At 54.0% G+C, this 15858-nt stretch carries 17 protein-coding genes; 11 read left to right on the top strand and 6 right to left on the bottom strand.

The window, feature by feature from the left end:
• From K8V32_RS00400 to K8V32_RS00385, 4 genes are all read right to left on the bottom strand, one after another.
• Window positions 1-239, bottom strand: a 239-nt coding sequence (locus tag K8V32_RS00400; protein WP_303901217.1) for an ACT domain-containing protein, incomplete at its 3' end; no start/stop codon positions are given.
• Between the two features lie 345 nt (window positions 240-584).
• Window positions 585-2105 carry a catalase gene (locus K8V32_RS00395; RefSeq protein WP_303901215.1) on the bottom strand — a complete coding sequence of 507 codons (1521 nt, stop codon included), beginning with the start codon at window positions 2103-2105 and terminating at the stop codon, window positions 585-587.
• A 55-nt stretch (window positions 2106-2160) separates the two neighbouring features.
• Window positions 2161-2628, bottom strand: a complete 468-nt coding sequence (locus K8V32_RS00390) for a Fur family transcriptional regulator (protein WP_303901213.1) — start codon at window positions 2626-2628, stop codon at window positions 2161-2163.
• A 93-nt stretch (window positions 2629-2721) separates the two neighbouring features.
• Complete coding sequence (locus K8V32_RS00385) at window positions 2722-3948, bottom strand: NAD(P)-binding domain-containing protein (protein ID WP_303901211.1); 1227 nt, start codon at window positions 3946-3948, stop codon at window positions 2722-2724.
• Between the two features lie 117 nt (window positions 3949-4065).
• Here K8V32_RS00385 and glyA point away from each other — a divergent pair, with 117 nt between their 5' ends.
• The 11 genes from glyA (at window position 4066) to K8V32_RS00330 (ending at window position 13744) form a co-directional block, all read left to right on the top strand.
• Window positions 4066-5346: a serine hydroxymethyltransferase gene (gene glyA / locus K8V32_RS00380; RefSeq protein ID WP_303901209.1), complete on the top strand. Its 1281-nt coding sequence runs from the start codon at window positions 4066-4068 to the stop codon at window positions 5344-5346.
• A gap of 119 nt (window positions 5347-5465) precedes the next feature.
• On the top strand, window positions 5466-6350 hold the full coding sequence (locus K8V32_RS00375; RefSeq protein WP_303901207.1) for a bifunctional methylenetetrahydrofolate dehydrogenase/methenyltetrahydrofolate cyclohydrolase: 885 nt from the start codon (window positions 5466-5468) through the stop codon (window positions 6348-6350).
• Between the two features lie 138 nt (window positions 6351-6488).
• Entirely contained in the window at window positions 6489-7016 is a 528-nt protein-coding gene (locus K8V32_RS00370) for a hypothetical protein (protein WP_303901205.1), read from the top strand.
• An 8-nt stretch (window positions 7017-7024) separates the two neighbouring features.
• Window positions 7025-7879, top strand: a complete 855-nt coding sequence (locus tag K8V32_RS00365; protein WP_303901203.1) for an exodeoxyribonuclease III — start codon at window positions 7025-7027, stop codon at window positions 7877-7879.
• A gap of 42 nt (window positions 7880-7921) precedes the next feature.
• A complete protein-coding gene (gene trpS / locus K8V32_RS00360; RefSeq protein ID WP_303901222.1) occupies window positions 7922-8974 on the top strand; it encodes a tryptophan--tRNA ligase in 1053 nt (350 codons plus the stop codon).
• A 908-nt stretch (window positions 8975-9882) separates the two neighbouring features.
• Window positions 9883-10014, top strand: a complete 132-nt coding sequence (locus tag K8V32_RS00355) for a hypothetical protein (RefSeq protein ID WP_303901201.1) — start codon at window positions 9883-9885, stop codon at window positions 10012-10014.
• A 38-nt stretch (window positions 10015-10052) separates the two neighbouring features.
• Entirely contained in the window at window positions 10053-10592 is a 540-nt protein-coding gene (locus tag K8V32_RS00350) for an ABC transporter ATP-binding protein (protein WP_303901199.1), read from the top strand.
• Complete coding sequence (locus tag K8V32_RS00345; RefSeq protein ID WP_303901197.1) at window positions 10589-11890, top strand: ABC transporter permease; 1302 nt, start codon at window positions 10589-10591, stop codon at window positions 11888-11890. The genes K8V32_RS00350 and K8V32_RS00345 overlap by 4 nt, the downstream gene beginning before the upstream one ends.
• A gap of 42 nt (window positions 11891-11932) precedes the next feature.
• A complete protein-coding gene (locus tag K8V32_RS00340; protein ID WP_303901195.1) occupies window positions 11933-12493 on the top strand; it encodes a hypothetical protein in 561 nt (186 codons plus the stop codon).
• A 153-nt stretch (window positions 12494-12646) separates the two neighbouring features.
• Window positions 12647-13123: a hypothetical protein gene (locus K8V32_RS00335; RefSeq protein ID WP_303901193.1), complete on the top strand. Its 477-nt coding sequence runs from the start codon at window positions 12647-12649 to the stop codon at window positions 13121-13123.
• Between the two features lie 78 nt (window positions 13124-13201).
• Entirely contained in the window at window positions 13202-13744 is a 543-nt protein-coding gene (locus K8V32_RS00330) for a GNAT family N-acetyltransferase (protein ID WP_303901191.1), read from the top strand.
• Between the two features lie 18 nt (window positions 13745-13762).
• On the opposite strand, the gene K8V32_RS00325 is transcribed toward K8V32_RS00330, so the two are convergent.
• Window positions 13763-15109, bottom strand: coding sequence for a permease (locus K8V32_RS00325; protein WP_303901189.1), 1347 nt, complete (start codon window positions 15107-15109; stop codon window positions 13763-13765).
• Complete coding sequence (locus tag K8V32_RS00320; RefSeq protein ID WP_303901187.1) at window positions 15106-15816, bottom strand: ABC transporter ATP-binding protein; 711 nt, start codon at window positions 15814-15816, stop codon at window positions 15106-15108. The genes K8V32_RS00325 and K8V32_RS00320 overlap by 4 nt, the downstream gene beginning before the upstream one ends.
• Window positions 15817-15858: the final 42 nt, after the last annotated feature.

The following is a 15858-nucleotide window of genomic DNA, read 5'->3' as shown; positions in this document are numbered from 1 at the left end:
CGGGCTTGCATATCGTATTGTTTAACGACGTCGGCAATGGCTGTTTGCGTATCGGCCACGGAACAATCCGTAGAAAATTGCACGCGCATAAAAAACGTCCCACTGTGCGGGGAATCAAACTGCTGAGACTCAGCAATATCCGCATGAACCTTCAACAACGCCCCAGTCAGAGCATGCACAATCCCCGGCTGATTCGGACAAGACAACGTAACAATGAGATTGTTTTTACCAATGACCATGAACGTCAATTTCCTAACATGTAGCGGGAGCCTGTTGGTATATTAGCGCTTCAGCACATTTAATGTGCAACGGCGCGGTCATGAATTGTTACAACATCGGCAAAGCTTGTCTTGGCACCACCTATTTGTTGCATCCTCGACAACGATTTCCGTCTTGAGGATCGCTATGACAAGTCCGGCCCGCTGATCAGCATCGGAGATATGGCGTGATCCTGAACCGGCTGCGTCGTTGATGCGGGGAACGTCGTCGTTGGTAGAAAAAATTCCGGCCCCCACGCGATGAGGGAGCCGGAATTCTTTGACTACGTATCGTCTTCAGACGAAACGATCATCGTTGCTAGGCGTTTAGGCGATCGAGTCGGCGGTGTCTTTTGGATCGCCGCCTGGCTGCTGATCGCCAGCAGAACCGCCCTGACGGATGCGGTCTTCAATGCGCTGACCGATGGTTTCGTCAACGTTCTTCCAGTACTGGATAGCGTTGGACAGCACGGGTTCGATCACGGTTTCAAGGGCACCGGCAACTGTGTCGACCAAGCCGTCGCGTTCTTCTTGGGAGAAGACTTCGTTGACCAGAATGTTGGGCTGGATGAAGTCGCTGTCGTCTTCACGCAGGGTGTATGCCTGACGGACTAGGTCGCCGTCGGTTTCCCAGCTGACGTCAACGGCGCCTTCTTCATCCGACCAGGAATCTCCAAACGAGTTTGGTGCGTATGGACGACGGGCACCAGTGTGGTCGTACCACATGGAACCTTCGAAGTTGTAGGTGTGGACTTCATTGATCGGACGGTTGACCGGCAGCTGCTGGAAGTTGGTACCGATGCGGTAACGCTGAGCGTCCTGGTAGGCGAAGTTACGACCCAGCAACATCTTGTCTGGAGACATGCCGATACCTGGAACCATGTTGGCAGGGGAGAACGCGGCCTGCTCGATCTGAGCGAAGTGGTTTTCCGGGTTGCGGTTGAGCTCCATGGTGCCCACCTTGATGCGTGGGTAATCCTTCTGCGACCAGGTCTTGGTTAGATCGAATGGATTGAAACGGTAGGTCTTGGCCTCCTCATACGGCATGATTTGCACGTAGAGATCCCATGATGGGTTGTCGCCACGTTCGATTGCATCGAACAGGTCACGGCGGTGGTATTCGGCGTCGGAGCCTGCCAGTGCTTCGGCTTCTTCATTCGATAGGTTTTCCAAGCCCTGGTTGGTCAGGAAGTGGAATTTGACCCAGAAGCGTTCGCCGGCGGCGTTGGCCCACATGTAGGTGTGGGAGCCGTAACCGTTCATGTTGCGCCAGGTCTTTGGTAGACCACGTGGGCCCATCAAGTAGGTGACCTGGTGTGCGGTTTCTGGGTTCTGGGTCCAGAAGTCCCACTGCATGGTGTTGTCACGCAGACCGGAATCTGGCAGACGTTTCTGCGAACGGATGAAGTGTGGGAACTTCATTGGGTCGCGCACAAAGAAGATTGGGGTGTTGTTCCCAACCAGGTCGAAGTTGCCCTCTTCCGTGTAGAACTTCAGGGCAAAACCGCGGACGTCGCGCCAGGTGTCTGGTGAACCCAGTTCACCGGCAACGGTTGAGAACCGAGCCAACATTTCGGTTTCAACGCCGGGCTGGAACATGGCGGCTTTGGTGTACTGCGAGACATCTTCGGTGACCTTGAAGGTACCAAAAGCGCCGGAACCCTTGGCATGTGGACGACGTTCTGGGACGTTCATCCGGTTGAAGTGCTGCAGGGTTTCGACCAGGTGAGCATCGTGTAAGACGATGGGGCCGTCTGGACCAACGGTTAGCGAGTTGCGGTCGCTAACAGCTGGGATGCCGGCTTGGGTTGTGGACCCGGTTGCGTGTGGCGTTTTTTTCTCAGCCATGAATTCAGTCTCCTTAAGACCTCGGTGAGATGAACTAGGTGGGCAAAGTTCCAGCTTAGGTAGACACTTTTGTGTCACCAACCGTGGGGTGATCAAGTGCGTCCAAACAGCTGGTACATGTTCCGTAGTAGACGACGTCGGCGGTGTCAATGACCATGCCGTGCGTCTCAACGGGGCTCATACACGGGGCGCTGCCATGTTGGCATGGCACATCTTCGATGCGTCCGCACACCCGGCAGTGGACGTGATGGTGGTTGTCGAAGTGCTGAATTTCGAATCGGGCGGTGGGCCCAAACTCAAGTTTCCGCACCAACCCGACATCCACCAGGGATTGCACCACGGTATAGATGGATTGAATTGTGATCGCAGGAAACGACTGGCGAACCAGTTTTAATAGCTCATCGGCGGTTGCGTGTGGTAGCCCGGCAAGGGCTTCTAAAGTTGCGACGCGTTGCCGTGTAGACCGCAATCCGGTTGCCCGAATACGTGACGGCCAATCGATGGTCTGGCTACTGTGGCTCACCTGTTACCTCCTTCGTCGATCAATATCTCCATTATGCCACTTTTTATGAATCATTCAAAATAGTCTGCGGACTGTGACATTGGACTCAGCCGATTATCCGAGGTACTGAATCGCGGCGACGGCGGCCTTTCGCCCCGCCCGCGTAGCCCCAACCGTTGAGGCTGATGCACCGTAGCCCACCAGAAATACTCCGGGCGCAGCCGGCACCGTTACACCATCTTTGCCAACGACCACGCCGCCATATTCGCTGCGAATATCCAGCGGATAAAGATGCCCGAGACTGTGTTGGAACCCGGTGGCCCACAAAATAGAGTCGATTGGGGTAACCCACTGGTGGGGGATATCGGTTCCATGGCCGGGCAAAATTTCGGTATTGCGGTGCATCTGGGCTAACCGCGGATCTCGGGCGCGCAACAGATTATCAACCGCCGGACCTTGTGAGTTAATGGTCGCGCCGTCGGGACCGGGCCCGTTGAGGGTTACCTGATCGGCGCCAAAGGAATCAATGAACCCGCGGAACACCAATGCTCCGCGATTTATGAAATCCAGGGAGTCCTCATTCAATGCCAGGCCCGTATTCGATACCACCGACCGGGGCACTTTACCCGCGGTGACCAACGTCGTCACTCGTTCTTCCACCCTGCGACCCCAGTCAGGGCTGAAGTGTTCCGGGTTCCAGCGCGGCAATGAGCGCGAAACCCACACGGTGTGGTCGGTAACTTTTTCCAACATCATCAAAAATTGGATCGCCGATGCACCACCGCCGACCACAAGCACGCGCTGGTCGCGGAAGTCTTCGACATCGCGGAAGGTTTTGGTGTGCCACTGCTTTCCGGTGAAATATTCCAGGCCGTGATAGTAGGGAATATTGGGGCTCTCCCAGGTGCCGGTGGCATTAATGACGGCGTTGGCCGTGAAGTCTGTGCCGTCGGTGGAGATATAGAACACGTCATCTTGCGGCTGGGTTACCACCTTGACTTTGGTTGGACGGATGACCTCGAGTCCTAGGTGTTGTTCATATGCGCCGTAATATTCACCCACCACTTGTGACGCCGGACGCCAGGTGTCTGGATTCTTCAAGGCAAAGCCCGGTAGGTCGTGGACGCCGTGAGCGCGCCCCAGGGTGAGGGCATTCCAACGGTGCCGCCAAGCACCACCGGGGCCCTGGTTAGCATCCAGAACCGCAAAGTCACTGCCGGCAACTAGACCGCGACGGTGCAGCGTGCCGGCGGCGGAAAGTCCGGCCTGACCGGCGCCGATCACCACAATGTTGAAATGACGAGCCCGAGCACACGGCATGCTGGTGTTATCCGACGACATGGCACCAGCGTAGTTCAGGTCCCGCCACACAGGTGCAGTTAATGACAAGTGCACTCCGGGGGTGTAATAGCCCATTAGGATGAGTGGAGTCGTTGAGAAATTTTCACCAGGAGTGCGATGTCTGAAATGTCCAATGTCAATAACGCCCCATTGACAGAAGTTGACCCTGAAATTGCTGAGGTGCTGGGACTGGAACTGGGCCGCCAGCGCAACAGCTTGGAAATGATTGCCTCGGAGAACTTTGTTCCACGGTCCATCTTGGAAACCCAGGGTTCCGTGTTGACCAATAAATATGCCGAAGGTTACCCAGGACGTCGCTACTACGGTGGCTGTGAATACGTCGATATCGCTGAAAATCTGGCCATCGATCGCGCTAAAACCCTCTTCGGTGCCGAGTATGCCAACGTGCAGCCCCACGCCGGTGCTCAGGCCAACGTGGCCGTGATGGAAGCCCTGATGGAACCGGGCGATACCCTGATGGGGTTGTCGCTGGATCACGGTGGCCACCTCACCCACGGTATGCCGCTGAACTTCTCGGGTCGTCGTCACAATATCGTGGCCTATGAAGTCGACCGCCAAACGTTCCGTATTGACATGGACAAGGTTCGTGAACAAGCCCTGGCAGAAAAGCCAGCGGTTATTGTGGCCGGTTGGTCGGCCTATCCGCGCCAGCTGGACTTCGAAGCCTTCGCTTCGATTGCCCAAGAAGTTGGCGCCAAACTCTGGGTTGATATGGCCCACTTCGCCGGTCTGGTGGCAGCAGGTCTGCACCCCAACCCGGTCCCACACGCCGATGTCGTTTCCTCGACCGTGCATAAGACGCTGGGTGGTCCACGTTCCGGGTTCATTCTAGCCAAGGAAGAATACGGCAAGAAGATCAACTCGCGCGTCTTCCCAGGCCAGCAGGGCGGTCCGCTAATGCATGCGATTGCTGGTAAAGCTGTTGCATTCAAGATTGCTGCATCAGAAGAATTCAAACGTCGTCAACAACGCACCCTGGAAGGTGCTCAGATCCTGGCTTCCCGTTTGACCGAATCCGACGTCGCTGACGCCGGTGTTTCGGTGCTGACCGGCGGCACCGATGTGCACCTGGTGCTGGTTGACCTGCGCAACTCCGAGCTGGATGGCAAACAGGGGGAGAACATTCTGGACGAAGTGGGTATCACCGTCAACCGCAACTCGGTGCCATGGGATCCCCGCCCACCAATGACCACTTCTGGTCTGCGCATCGGTACCCCTGCGCTGGCCACGCGCGGTTTTGGTACCCAAGAATTCACCGAAGTTGCAGACATTATCGCCAACGCGCTGAAAGCAAATCCTGATGTGGAAGCACTGCGCGCCCGCACCGACAAACTGGCCAACGATTTCCCACTGTATGAGGGATTTGAAAACTGGTAAGCCAGCAAGTGCTCACCGACTAATGACAGTGTCCGGGTCCACCATTACACTAAGTGGTTGGGCCCGGACGCGGGTTAACGTCGAAAGCCAAACCAACTAGACAAGGACGTCGCCTCAAGATGACAGCGTTGAAACTAGATGGCCGAGCCACCGCGGCCGCCATGAAAGAAGATCTCGCCCAACGAGTTGCCAAACTCAAAGAACAGGGCATCACGCCCGGGCTTGGGACCGTACTGGTAGGTGCTGACCCGGCCTCGCAATCCTATGTTGGCGCCAAAATCCGCGACATGGAAGAAGTTGGCATCACCTCGTTGCACCGCGAGCTTCCTGAATCAGCCACCCAAGAAGAAGTCTTGGATGTCATCAACGAGTTGAATAACAACCCGGAATGCACCGGATACATTGTGCAGTTGCCCCTACCAAAGCAGATCGACACCGATACGGTGCTGGAGGCCATCGATCCAGGCAAAGACGCAGATGGTCTGCACCCGTTGAACCTTGGGCGTCTGGTCGCAAATGCCGGTGGCGAGATTACCTGGCCGCTGCCTTGTACTCCGAAGGGTTGTCTGACCCTGTTGCGGCGCTATGACATCGACACCAAGGGCAAGACCGTGCTGGTCATTGGTCGCGGTATCACTATTGGCCGACCCGCGACCTTGCTGTTCACCCGTCGTGATGTCAATGCCACCGTGATCGCCGCCCACACTGGCACCACCAACATGGATGAGCTGATCGGGCAGGCTGATATTATCATCGCCGCCGCAGGAAATCCTGGCATGGTCACCAAAGATAAAGTCAAAGAAGGCGTCGTCATTCTTGACGTGGGCGTGAGCCGTGAAACCACCGACGACGGCAAAACCCGCATTGTGGGAGACGTTGCCAAGGACGTAGAAGAGGTGGCCGCGGCCATGTCGCCAAACCCAGGTGGCGTGGGTCCAATGACCCGCGTGGAACTGGTGGCCAACGTCGTCGAAATTGCTGAACTCAACGCCGCAAAAGCCTAACACCTTACCGTAACGCAAGCAGCACCTATCATCCCTCGGCCGGTCATCTGATGGGTCGAGGGATCCTAGTGTTAGCGTACGGGATAATGTTGGTGACCAATTGGGCACCGCTTTGCAAAATGCGAGATACTGGAAAACATGCAGTCCATCGAATCTTCAACACACCGCCGCGGTCTTCGACTCTCCAATGTCGTGCTGCTGGTGGTCGTTATCGCCTTTATCGTGGCCGTCATCTTTGCGGCGAACCAGAATGACATTATCGGGTGGATGGTCGTGGCCATCGCTGGTGGCTGGTTAATCCTGTCCCTGGTCTCGTTGATCATGGTGTCTCGTGGGGCACGAGCAGTGCAAAAAACTGCTCGAGAATTTAACTCCAATATAGCTGCTGCCACGGCCGGTGGAACCGTCGTAGATGCCAGCGATCCGATGCGTGATACCAAAGTCGATCACTCATTGAAGATCGTTGAAGTTCAAAAACGTGTGATCTCCGAGGAACTGGCCAAAGGCATTGACCAAGCAGATTTTGAAATGATCGATCGGGCGCTGGATACCATTGAGATGACCGCACATAATGCTCGTGACATGATCAACCCGGATCGGAACCAAAAACCTACGCCGGATTCTGATAACGGAACCAACACCATCACTGGCGAAGTGATCAACTAGAAAGAATTATGCACTCTAACGCTGCTGATCCAAAGGCTGACAATACTCTTCGGGTAGCAACCGTGAATATTAACGGTATTCGGGCTGCCCACAAACGCGACATGGCCACCTGGTTTGCCGGTCGCAACATTGACATTATTACCCTGCAGGAAGTCCGAGCTCCAGGCGATATCTTGGAAAAACTGCTGGGTGATATCGTCGGCAAAGAATGGGAAACGCTCTACATTCACGCCGATGAATGCAAAGACAAAGGCCGTGCAGGGGTTGCTATCGCGTCACGATATAAGCCATTAGAAACTCGTACCGGCCTTGCTGATGGCATCAATGACTCCGGTCGCTGGGTCGAAGCAGACTTCACTACACCAGACGGTTCTAAACTGTCTGTGGCCAGTGTGTATGTGCACTCTGGTGAAGTTGACACCCCACGTCAGGACGACAAGTACGAGTTTTTGGATGCCATGGTTGACTACCTGCCAGCAATGCAGGACCGCAACCCACACTCGGTCATCACCGGAGACTTGAATGTGGGACACACCGAACTTGATATCAAAAACTGGAAGGGCAACGTTAAAAACTCAGGTTTCCTACCAGAAGAGCGAGCCTATTTTGACAAGTTCTTCTCCAAAGACGACCTGAACTGGGTCGACGTTGGCCGCACCGTAGCCGGCGAGGTTCCGGGCCCATATACCTGGTGGTCCTATCGAGGCAAGGCTTTCGATAACGATGCCGGTTGGCGCATCGACTATCACATGGCCACCCCACCACTGGCTGACAAAGTCACCAAGGCCGTAGTTGATCGTGCGCCATCATATGACCGCCGCTTCTCAGACCACTCACCCGTTGTGGTCGATTACCAGTTCTAGAAAGGCTCGCCCGTGTCCACAAGCCAACCCACACCGGCCGATATTCTTGCAACCGATCTGACCAAGACGGCTCACTTGACCTCCGCTGCGGCACACCCCCGTGTGTTGTCCGGGATGCAACCATCAGCCGACTCACTGCACTTAGGTAACTACCTGGGCGCTTTGATCAACTGGGTCAAAGTGCAAGAGGACTTTGAAGCGTTTTACTTCATCCCAGATTTGCATGCCATTACGGTGCCGCAGGATCCTGCAGACCTGACCAAACGCACCCGGGTTGCTGCGGCCCAGTACATCGCTGCGGGTATCGATCCGCAGCGATCGACATTGTTCGTGCAATCGCACATTCCGGAACACACCCAGCTGACTTGGATTCTGACCTGCATGACCGGCATGGGTGAAGCATCGCGGATGACGCAGTTCAAAGACAAGTCGGCACGCGAGGGCGTGGATGCTTCCGGAGTCGGGCTGTTTACCTATCCGGTGCTGATGGCAGCTGACATTCTGCTGTACCAACCACACGGCGTACCAGTAGGAGACGACCAGCGTCAGCACATTGAACTGACGCGAACCTTGGCACAGCGGTTCAACCACCGTTACGGGGAAACATTCGTGGTGCCCGTTGGTTTCTATCCAGAAACTGGTGCCCGAATCTATGACCTGCAGGAACCCACCGCCAAGATGTCGAAATCGGCGCAGTCTCCGAACGGCCTGATTAACATCCTGGACGATCCGAAGGTGACAGCCAAGCGCATCAAATCGGCAGTTACTGACGCCGGCACCGAAATCCGCTACGACCGCCAAAATAAGCCGGGCGTATCGAATCTGCTAGATATCTATGCTGCAGTAACCGACCGGAGTGTTGACGATCTTGTGAAAGCCTACGAAGGCAAAATGTATGGTCACTTGAAAGTCGACCTTGCCGATGCCGTGACTGAGCGGTTGGCACCGATTCGTACACGCGCACTTGAATTACTGGATGATCCGGCAGAGTTGGACCGCATCTTGGCACTTGGTGCTGAAAAGGCCCGCAGCGTGGCTGCTCCGGTTCTGGACGACGTATACAAGAAGAGTGGTTTTCTTCCACTAGCTCGATAATCGCTGGTTTATAGCTACCCAAAGCACGGTAAGAGACCTTGTGGTTTTCTTACCGTGCTTTGGCCTTTCAACTAACGGTTGGCGGAAGGGCGCGTACTCGTCCCGCAAAGCAATAGTCCTGTCTACTAGATCCCATAACGCCCACGATCGAATCTGGGACCACGCAGAGGAACCGATGTCGTATCAATGAGGTCTCTGATCTGTTACCCAGGTGCCAATACGGGCCGTCTTGCAGAGAGGTTGCGACATCTGATGACCATCCGATTCTGATAAAGATATCTTGATCAGACACATTAGAACTCGTTCAGACTTCCACATAACCTGTGAGCGATAAGGAGAAATTCGACCTGCGAGGCTAAACTATCGTCAGAGGCTTGATGCGGAACATATCCGCTCGTTATGTGTCGCGATGCTCCATGGTGTTGGTGCATTCATGATCTGAGGCGCTCATTCCAAGGGTCAAAGTATGTCACCCACCTACCGTCAGTCCCGGCTCACCGTGCCTAACTAGTTTGTGCTTTAGCCAACCGTAGAAATGGCTGGTACTTTTCGGAGTTGTTCGGCATGCAACGCGCCGCACACACCTCCTCAACAGCGCGCTTGAAGTTTATAGTGCTCTAGATTCGACTCGGCCAGCTACCGCCTTCAACTGATTCCATCGTGTGAGTAATATGCGGAAGCATTTCTAACAACCATCACGATCTTGTCTCCTAATAGCAGAGATCTCGGACGAATGACTGATCCTGTCTTAGCCTTCGTCAACCTCGAGATGAGCTGAGCACCCTGCTCACGGTCCAGAAATCAGACCAAGGTCGTAACGAAAAATCAGCCGTGCAGTGGAAGTAACCCGGGCTATGTTTTGGCAGAGTACTGAATAGTTGTAAAAAACTGCCACTATAAGGACTATCGTGACTTCTTCCACTCTTGAAAGCCCACCGCTGTTAGAAACAGAAAACTTGGTGCGGGTATTTGGTGCCGGCGAAAACCGAGTCGCAGCACTGCAAGGACTTACTTTTGAAATTCACAAGGTGAGTCGGTAGCAATCATCGGAAAATCCGGTTCCGGTAAATCTACCCTGATGCACCTGATAGCACTACTTGATGAACCGACTTCTGGTGTCGTGGCGATTCGCGGTCAGGTCGTCTCAGATCTCAAAGCTAAACAAATCGCTAAGATACGGAACACCACCTTCGGATTCGTCTTCCAACAATTTTTCCTCAACGCCCACGAAACTGTATTAGAAAACGCAACGCTACCCTTGAAAATCGCCAAAGTACCGAAGGTGGAACGTCAACGGAAGGGTACCGAAATTCTAGAAAAATTGGAAATGGGCGACAAACTCAAAGCCAAGGCCATCAACCTGTCTGGCGGGCAACAACAGCGCGTCTCGATAGCCCGTGCCCTGATCAACTCTCCAGAAATACTGTTTGCCGATGAACCCACCGGCAACCTTGACTCAGAAACTTCTGCGATTGTAGAAGACATTCTGTTTGGTCTCAACGAACAAGGCCAGACCCTGATCGTTGTCACCCACGATGAAGATCTCGCCGCAAAATGTGCTCGACAGATCCGCATCCAAGACGGTCAGATCATTGAAGACACCGGGGTGAAAGCATGAAACTCCGTGATATTTTTACCACTGCTCTAGCCAATACGATGCGCACAAAACTGCGCACGTTCTTGACTGTTATCGCCGTCGTCATTGGCGCCTTTACGCTCACTATGACCTCCGGCATCGGGGCGGGGATCAATAAGTATATTGATGCCCAGGTTGATGCTATTGGTGACACCAACCAGGTGTCGGTTATGCCTGCCCAAACCATGGATGCCAGCGTAGGGCTAACCGCCGGAGAACCCCAAGAATATGATCCTGATACTCAGGGAAGCGTCTCAGATTTTGGCATCCCATCGATGGACGAAGACGACATCGAAGAGATCGAAGAAATTGAAAACATCGAATTTGTCGACCCAGTAATTTTCGTCGATATTCAATACCTTGAAACTCCGGATGGTACACAATACACGGTGCCATCTGCTGGATTTGCTTCAGAACAGAGCATGGTTGAATATGCTGCGGGTGGCCCGGGATCCAATGCCGAGGACGCCTATGAATTGGTCATTCCTACCTCGTGGCTGTCAGCCTTTGATATTGATGATGTCGCCAATGCAAATGACGTCATTGATCAAGAAGTCACCATTGCGGCTCAAGACCTGGAAGGCAATACGGAAACAATTGATGCCACCATTGTGGGAGTGGCTGAAGAAACGATCACCGGTGCAGGTACGTCTCCTATCCCTTCCTACGGTCTGACACACCAGATTGCTGAGATCAACAACACCGCCGGTGGTACGACCATTCCGTTCACCTACATTCAGGCGATGGCCACGGTTGATGATCTGGCAGCTAATGAAGATCAGATCAAAGCAGATCTGGAAGAGATCGACATGAACGGTCAGACCGTTGAAGATCAGATGGGCTTCATTAGCGGAATTATTGACGCGATTACCTGGGTCTTCAATGGTTTCGCCCTTATTGCTCTGTTAGCCGCAAGCTTTGGTATAGTCAACACCTTGTTGATTTCCGTACAGGAGCGCACCCGCCAAATTGGACTGTATAAAGCGCTGGGAATGACCAGCGGCAGAGTCTTTACGTTGTTTTCTACCGAAGCCATTGTGATTGGTCTGCTCGGATCAATTATCGGGATCGGATTGGGCAGCGTCGTTGGCGTGGTGGGTAACGCCTTGCTGATCAACGGGCCGCTAGATTCGGTGCCTGGACTATCGTTATATGCAATAGAGCCGATGGCACTGCTAGTCATCGCTCTGGTCATTATCGGTATCGCATTTCTAGCAGGGACACTGCCGGCACGACGAGCCGCAACAAAAGATCCGATTGAGGCCCTACGGTATGACTAGTATTCTGCGACCTGGCGTACTGAGAGATGATGAGGAATCCTGATGACTGAAACACCAGAAAATAAATATGGAACAACACCATATTCTGCCACCGATATGAGCAACATCGGTGACGAACCCCGCAGTGCTCGTATGACCAAGAACCTGGTCTGGGTGCTGATGATTCTGCATGTGCTCGCCGGCGTGATCGGGGTCGTTGCAATGCAGGCGGAGGGCCCGGAAGCGTATTTGGAGGCGTATTTGCCGCCCAATGAGTTCCAAGGCATGACTCCGGAGATGCTTGACACCGCATTTGGTGCCACACTGGTCATGGCCGTCGTTCTGATAGCCATCAATGTGGTGCTATTTGTCATCGTCGGCCTGGGGCTGCGTGCAAATCGTAACTGGGCACGCTTCATGGGATTGGTTCTAGCGATCCTATTCCTGATCTCGTCTGCATACAGCCTACTATTCGCTACAAATTATGGTGATCAGTCAGGCATGATGCTATTCGGTACGATCATCAACTGGATCATTGTCCTTGCAACAATTTGGTGGATTATCCAAGCCTTGGATAAACAGACCCACCGTTGGTTTGCCCTACACAAGAGCCTTCAGGCCTAACACGTTGAGAACCCTTGTCTCGAGCCGGTCAGCTAAGCTGATCGGCTCGAAATATCTCTCGGGGCACCGTACCGTCAAGGGGTAGATAGAGTGGACCAAGGTGGCACACTATCTGGCACATTGTTACATACTCATTCAGAAAGTGACCTGTAGATGCAAAGAGCGATCAACACGAAACCACGACAGGTCAACAATTTTGGTCTGGCGTTTGTCTTTCTGAGCTTCTCAGTTATTGCAGTCCAGCTCATCAACTACATCATTACGGTGACGCCAGCAGCGCAAGATGCGGTCCTCAATGTCGCAGATGGCACCACTATTGCAGTGTCATCACTAAGTAGCTCCTATCTGACGCTGGTGATTATCTCGCTGTTGGTCTACGGCGGGACATGGTTTGGCCTCATTCGTTCGATGAATTGGGCTCGATGGATCGCTGTTATCCTGGCAATCATAACGGCTGCGTTAGCTGTACAGGGTTTCGCTCAGGTCGTAGCTGCCGATTTTTCCGACATGGTTGGCCTCGGGGTAAGCTTGGCCCAGTTGATTACCGCCGGATGGGTGCTGTCCTTGGCGTTCCAACACGACGTTCACCAGTGGTACGCCAAGAAGATCAAAGCACAGCAGCAGTCCTGAATTCAGTAAGTAACAGTGCCTCCTGGATTCTGCGCATATTGCATAGGCCATCCCGTCTGGACATTACAATGGGGCCTTATGAGCGTCAGCATTCGTAAAGCAAAACTCACCGACATCCACGAGCTTGTGCCCCTGGCGGCACGGACCTTCCCCCTGGCGTGTCCACCGGAGATGGATCGAGCCGCAATCGAGGAATACATCAAAGAAGGTTTGAACGCCGATGTCTTTTCCAACTGGATCACCGGCGACGACAGTTATGTTCTCGTCGCCACTGACGGTGCCATGCTGGTTGGCTATACCGTGAGTATTCATGGCGAACTGCCCGAAAATGCTCACCTCGATATGGAGTTGCCTGCCGAATCAACGGTTATGCTGTCAAAGTTTTATGTGCATCCTGAATTCCACGGTGCCGGGGTCTCCAAGAAAATGATGACCCATCTGATGGAACACTATGTCACCTCCGAAGAGGAATGGATGTGGTTGGGAACCAACACGGCCAACGCTCGTGCGATCAGTTTTTATGAACGCGTGGGCTTCGAACAGATCGGTACCCGAGAATTTGATGTGGGCGGCGCCAAGGCGAAAGACGTTGTGCTAGCACGCAAACTTCCATCGCTGTGACCTTAGCACCTGCCCAATCTAGTTGGCGGTGACAACTCGTAGGGTAGAAGTCGAGCTCAGCAGACCAACCTGTATTAGCGTGATACCGAGTGCCAAACAGACGGCAACGACTAGCATCGATAGGGGAGCAACCACCACAGCAATTCCTAATAGGGGTAATGCTGTAGCCACTGCGGCGATTAACGTGAAGATCAAAACGATCCATAATGGTCCAAATACCGCCCGACGGCGACAAGATTTCAGCTGGTCAGAGCTCATACCAATGCGCCGCAGACCTTGATACAGCGAAGCACGATCTAACACCTGAGCGGTCTGGGTGATTGCAACTGAGCAAGCTGCTAAGAGAAATGCGATGACCATCGTCAACAACACGCCCGTGTGTAAATCTGCCACGAGGTTCATTTCGATCGGGTCCATTCCGGCCGAACCTTCCCCGCTGCTTGCGATACTCGCCAGCGACATTCCGGCACCACCAACGACCCCAATATAAGTGGTCAAGGCTATTCCTCCAATTTGAGACCAGGCCTGTTGCGGGGATTCTAAAACAGCGCGAGCAGCCACCAGTGCCTCTGCGGTGGTGGCACGGCGCAACCGCCAGCTCGTGACGATTTTGATCAGCCACGGACCGATAAAATGCAGTGCAACCATGGGCACCGCAAAGGCAACGAGGACCATGACAATGAGGAGCATCATGCTCCCGGCTCCAAGCGCATTGGCAAACAGTTGCCCTGCAATGAGCAGCACCACGGCAGCGACAATTCGTAACCAATGCAGTCGGGCCGGGCGTTGCCTGGTACGAACTCCCAACGGGGTGATTTCCACTCGGCGCAGCCCACCTATCGAAGCGGATACCCCAACGACGACGATGACGGTTAGCACTGCAAGCAGTCCCGGTAACCCCAGCCATATGCCGGCCATACCAATGGGACCACCAACGAAACGCAGCATCCCCGCCAGCGGCATCAACATTCCATACCCGATCACGCCCGTTAAAGATCCCACTGTGGCAAGAACTGAGGCCTCTACTATGGTCAGCGTCCGAAGTAACCCCGAACTTGCCCCGATGAGACGGAGCGACGAAAGCCGCTCATCTCGGCGACGTGCCAAGAGTTTTGCCGCGGCCCCTGCTAATGAAATCACCGGCATGACCAGCAGGACGGCTGCAAGTGCAGCAAGAACCATATAGAAACCGCCCATGGTGCCAACGGTCTGTTGATCCAACGTGAAAAAGAAGCGAACTCCACCGGCCACGCTGAGACTCAATGCCGAGACCACTGCAAAAGCGGCCACCGGCAACAGCCACGCCTGTCGGTCTGCAAAGAGCCTCGAAAGAAACAACCGGGTGACTGTTACGGTGGCGTTCATCGGCTGACTCCTGCAGTATCGGCGGAATCGGAAACTATACGACCATCTCGGACGTGGATGCGACGTTGGCACCGGGCGGCAACATCTTCATCATGCGTGACCAATACCAAACTGCGGCCTTGCGCAACAGTAGTAGTCAATAACGCGGTGAGTACGGTTTTGGAAGTTTCTGAATCCAAAGCGCCAGTTGGCTCATCAGCGAACACGACTGCAGGTTCTGCAACTTGAGCACGAGCGATAGCTACTCTTTGGACCTGGCCGCCCGAGAGTTCTCCGAGCCGTCGTTCGAACATGCCATCCAAACCCAACGCACTCAACCATTGGCGCGCATGACGCTGCGCTGTTGACCTTGGGACACCCGATAACATCAGTGGCAACGCCGCATTTTCTTGTGCGGTAAGTTCGGGCAGGAGGAGGCCTTCTTGGAAGACAAAGCCTAGGTGGTCACGGCGTACTTTGGCGCGATGTTCTTCGCTCAAGGTTGGAAGATCGATACTGTCACCGTCACCAATGTTGAGTTGTACCGAGCCGGTATCTGGGAGAAGGATGCCGGACAAACAGTGCATTAGGGTGGTCTTGCCCGAGCCGGAAGGACCCATAATGGCCACCGATTGTCCAGGAAACAGCGTGAGAATTATGTCGTCCAGAGCTCGAGTGGTGCCATAAGATTTGGTCAAGCCCTGAGCTCTAAGTATTGGTTGTGTCATGCTTCAATTGTTGTGCCCACCGTTTGCAAGTGTCCTCAGCCG

Origin of the sequence: Enteractinococcus helveticum (assembly GCF_020742345.1) — a bacterium.
GTDB lineage: Bacteria > Actinomycetota > Actinomycetes > Actinomycetales > Micrococcaceae > Yaniella > Yaniella helvetica_A.
This window is presented reverse-complemented; position numbering and strand designations above follow the sequence as displayed.

Bases quoted from the DNA above. Each gene is read 5' to 3' on its own strand.
- K8V32_RS00375 (WP_303901207.1), top strand. From the start codon at position 5,466: ATGACAGCGTTGAAACTAGATGGCCGAGCCACCGCGGCCGCCATGAAA.
- K8V32_RS00320 (WP_303901187.1), bottom strand. From the start codon at position 15,816: ATGACACAACCAATACTTAGAGCTCAGGGCTTGACCAAATCTTATGGC.
- K8V32_RS00370 (WP_303901205.1), top strand. From the start codon at position 6,489: ATGCAGTCCATCGAATCTTCAACACACCGCCGCGGTCTTCGACTCTCC.
- K8V32_RS00350 (WP_303901199.1), top strand. From the start codon at position 10,053: ATGCACCTGATAGCACTACTTGATGAACCGACTTCTGGTGTCGTGGCG.
- K8V32_RS00335 (WP_303901193.1), top strand. From the start codon at position 12,647: ATGCAAAGAGCGATCAACACGAAACCACGACAGGTCAACAATTTTGGT.
- K8V32_RS00345 (WP_303901197.1), top strand. From the start codon at position 10,589: ATGAAACTCCGTGATATTTTTACCACTGCTCTAGCCAATACGATGCGC.
- glyA (WP_303901209.1), top strand. From the start codon at position 4,066: ATGTCTGAAATGTCCAATGTCAATAACGCCCCATTGACAGAAGTTGAC.
- K8V32_RS00325 (WP_303901189.1), bottom strand. From the start codon at position 15,109: ATGAACGCCACCGTAACAGTCACCCGGTTGTTTCTTTCGAGGCTCTTT.
- K8V32_RS00385 (WP_303901211.1), bottom strand. From the start codon at position 3,948: ATGTCGTCGGATAACACCAGCATGCCGTGTGCTCGGGCTCGTCATTTC.
- K8V32_RS00365 (WP_303901203.1), top strand. From the start codon at position 7,025: ATGCACTCTAACGCTGCTGATCCAAAGGCTGACAATACTCTTCGGGTA.
- K8V32_RS00340 (WP_303901195.1), top strand. From the start codon at position 11,933: ATGACTGAAACACCAGAAAATAAATATGGAACAACACCATATTCTGCC.
- K8V32_RS00395 (WP_303901215.1), bottom strand. From the start codon at position 2,105: ATGGCTGAGAAAAAAACGCCACACGCAACCGGGTCCACAACCCAAGCC.
- K8V32_RS00330 (WP_303901191.1), top strand. From the start codon at position 13,202: ATGAGCGTCAGCATTCGTAAAGCAAAACTCACCGACATCCACGAGCTT.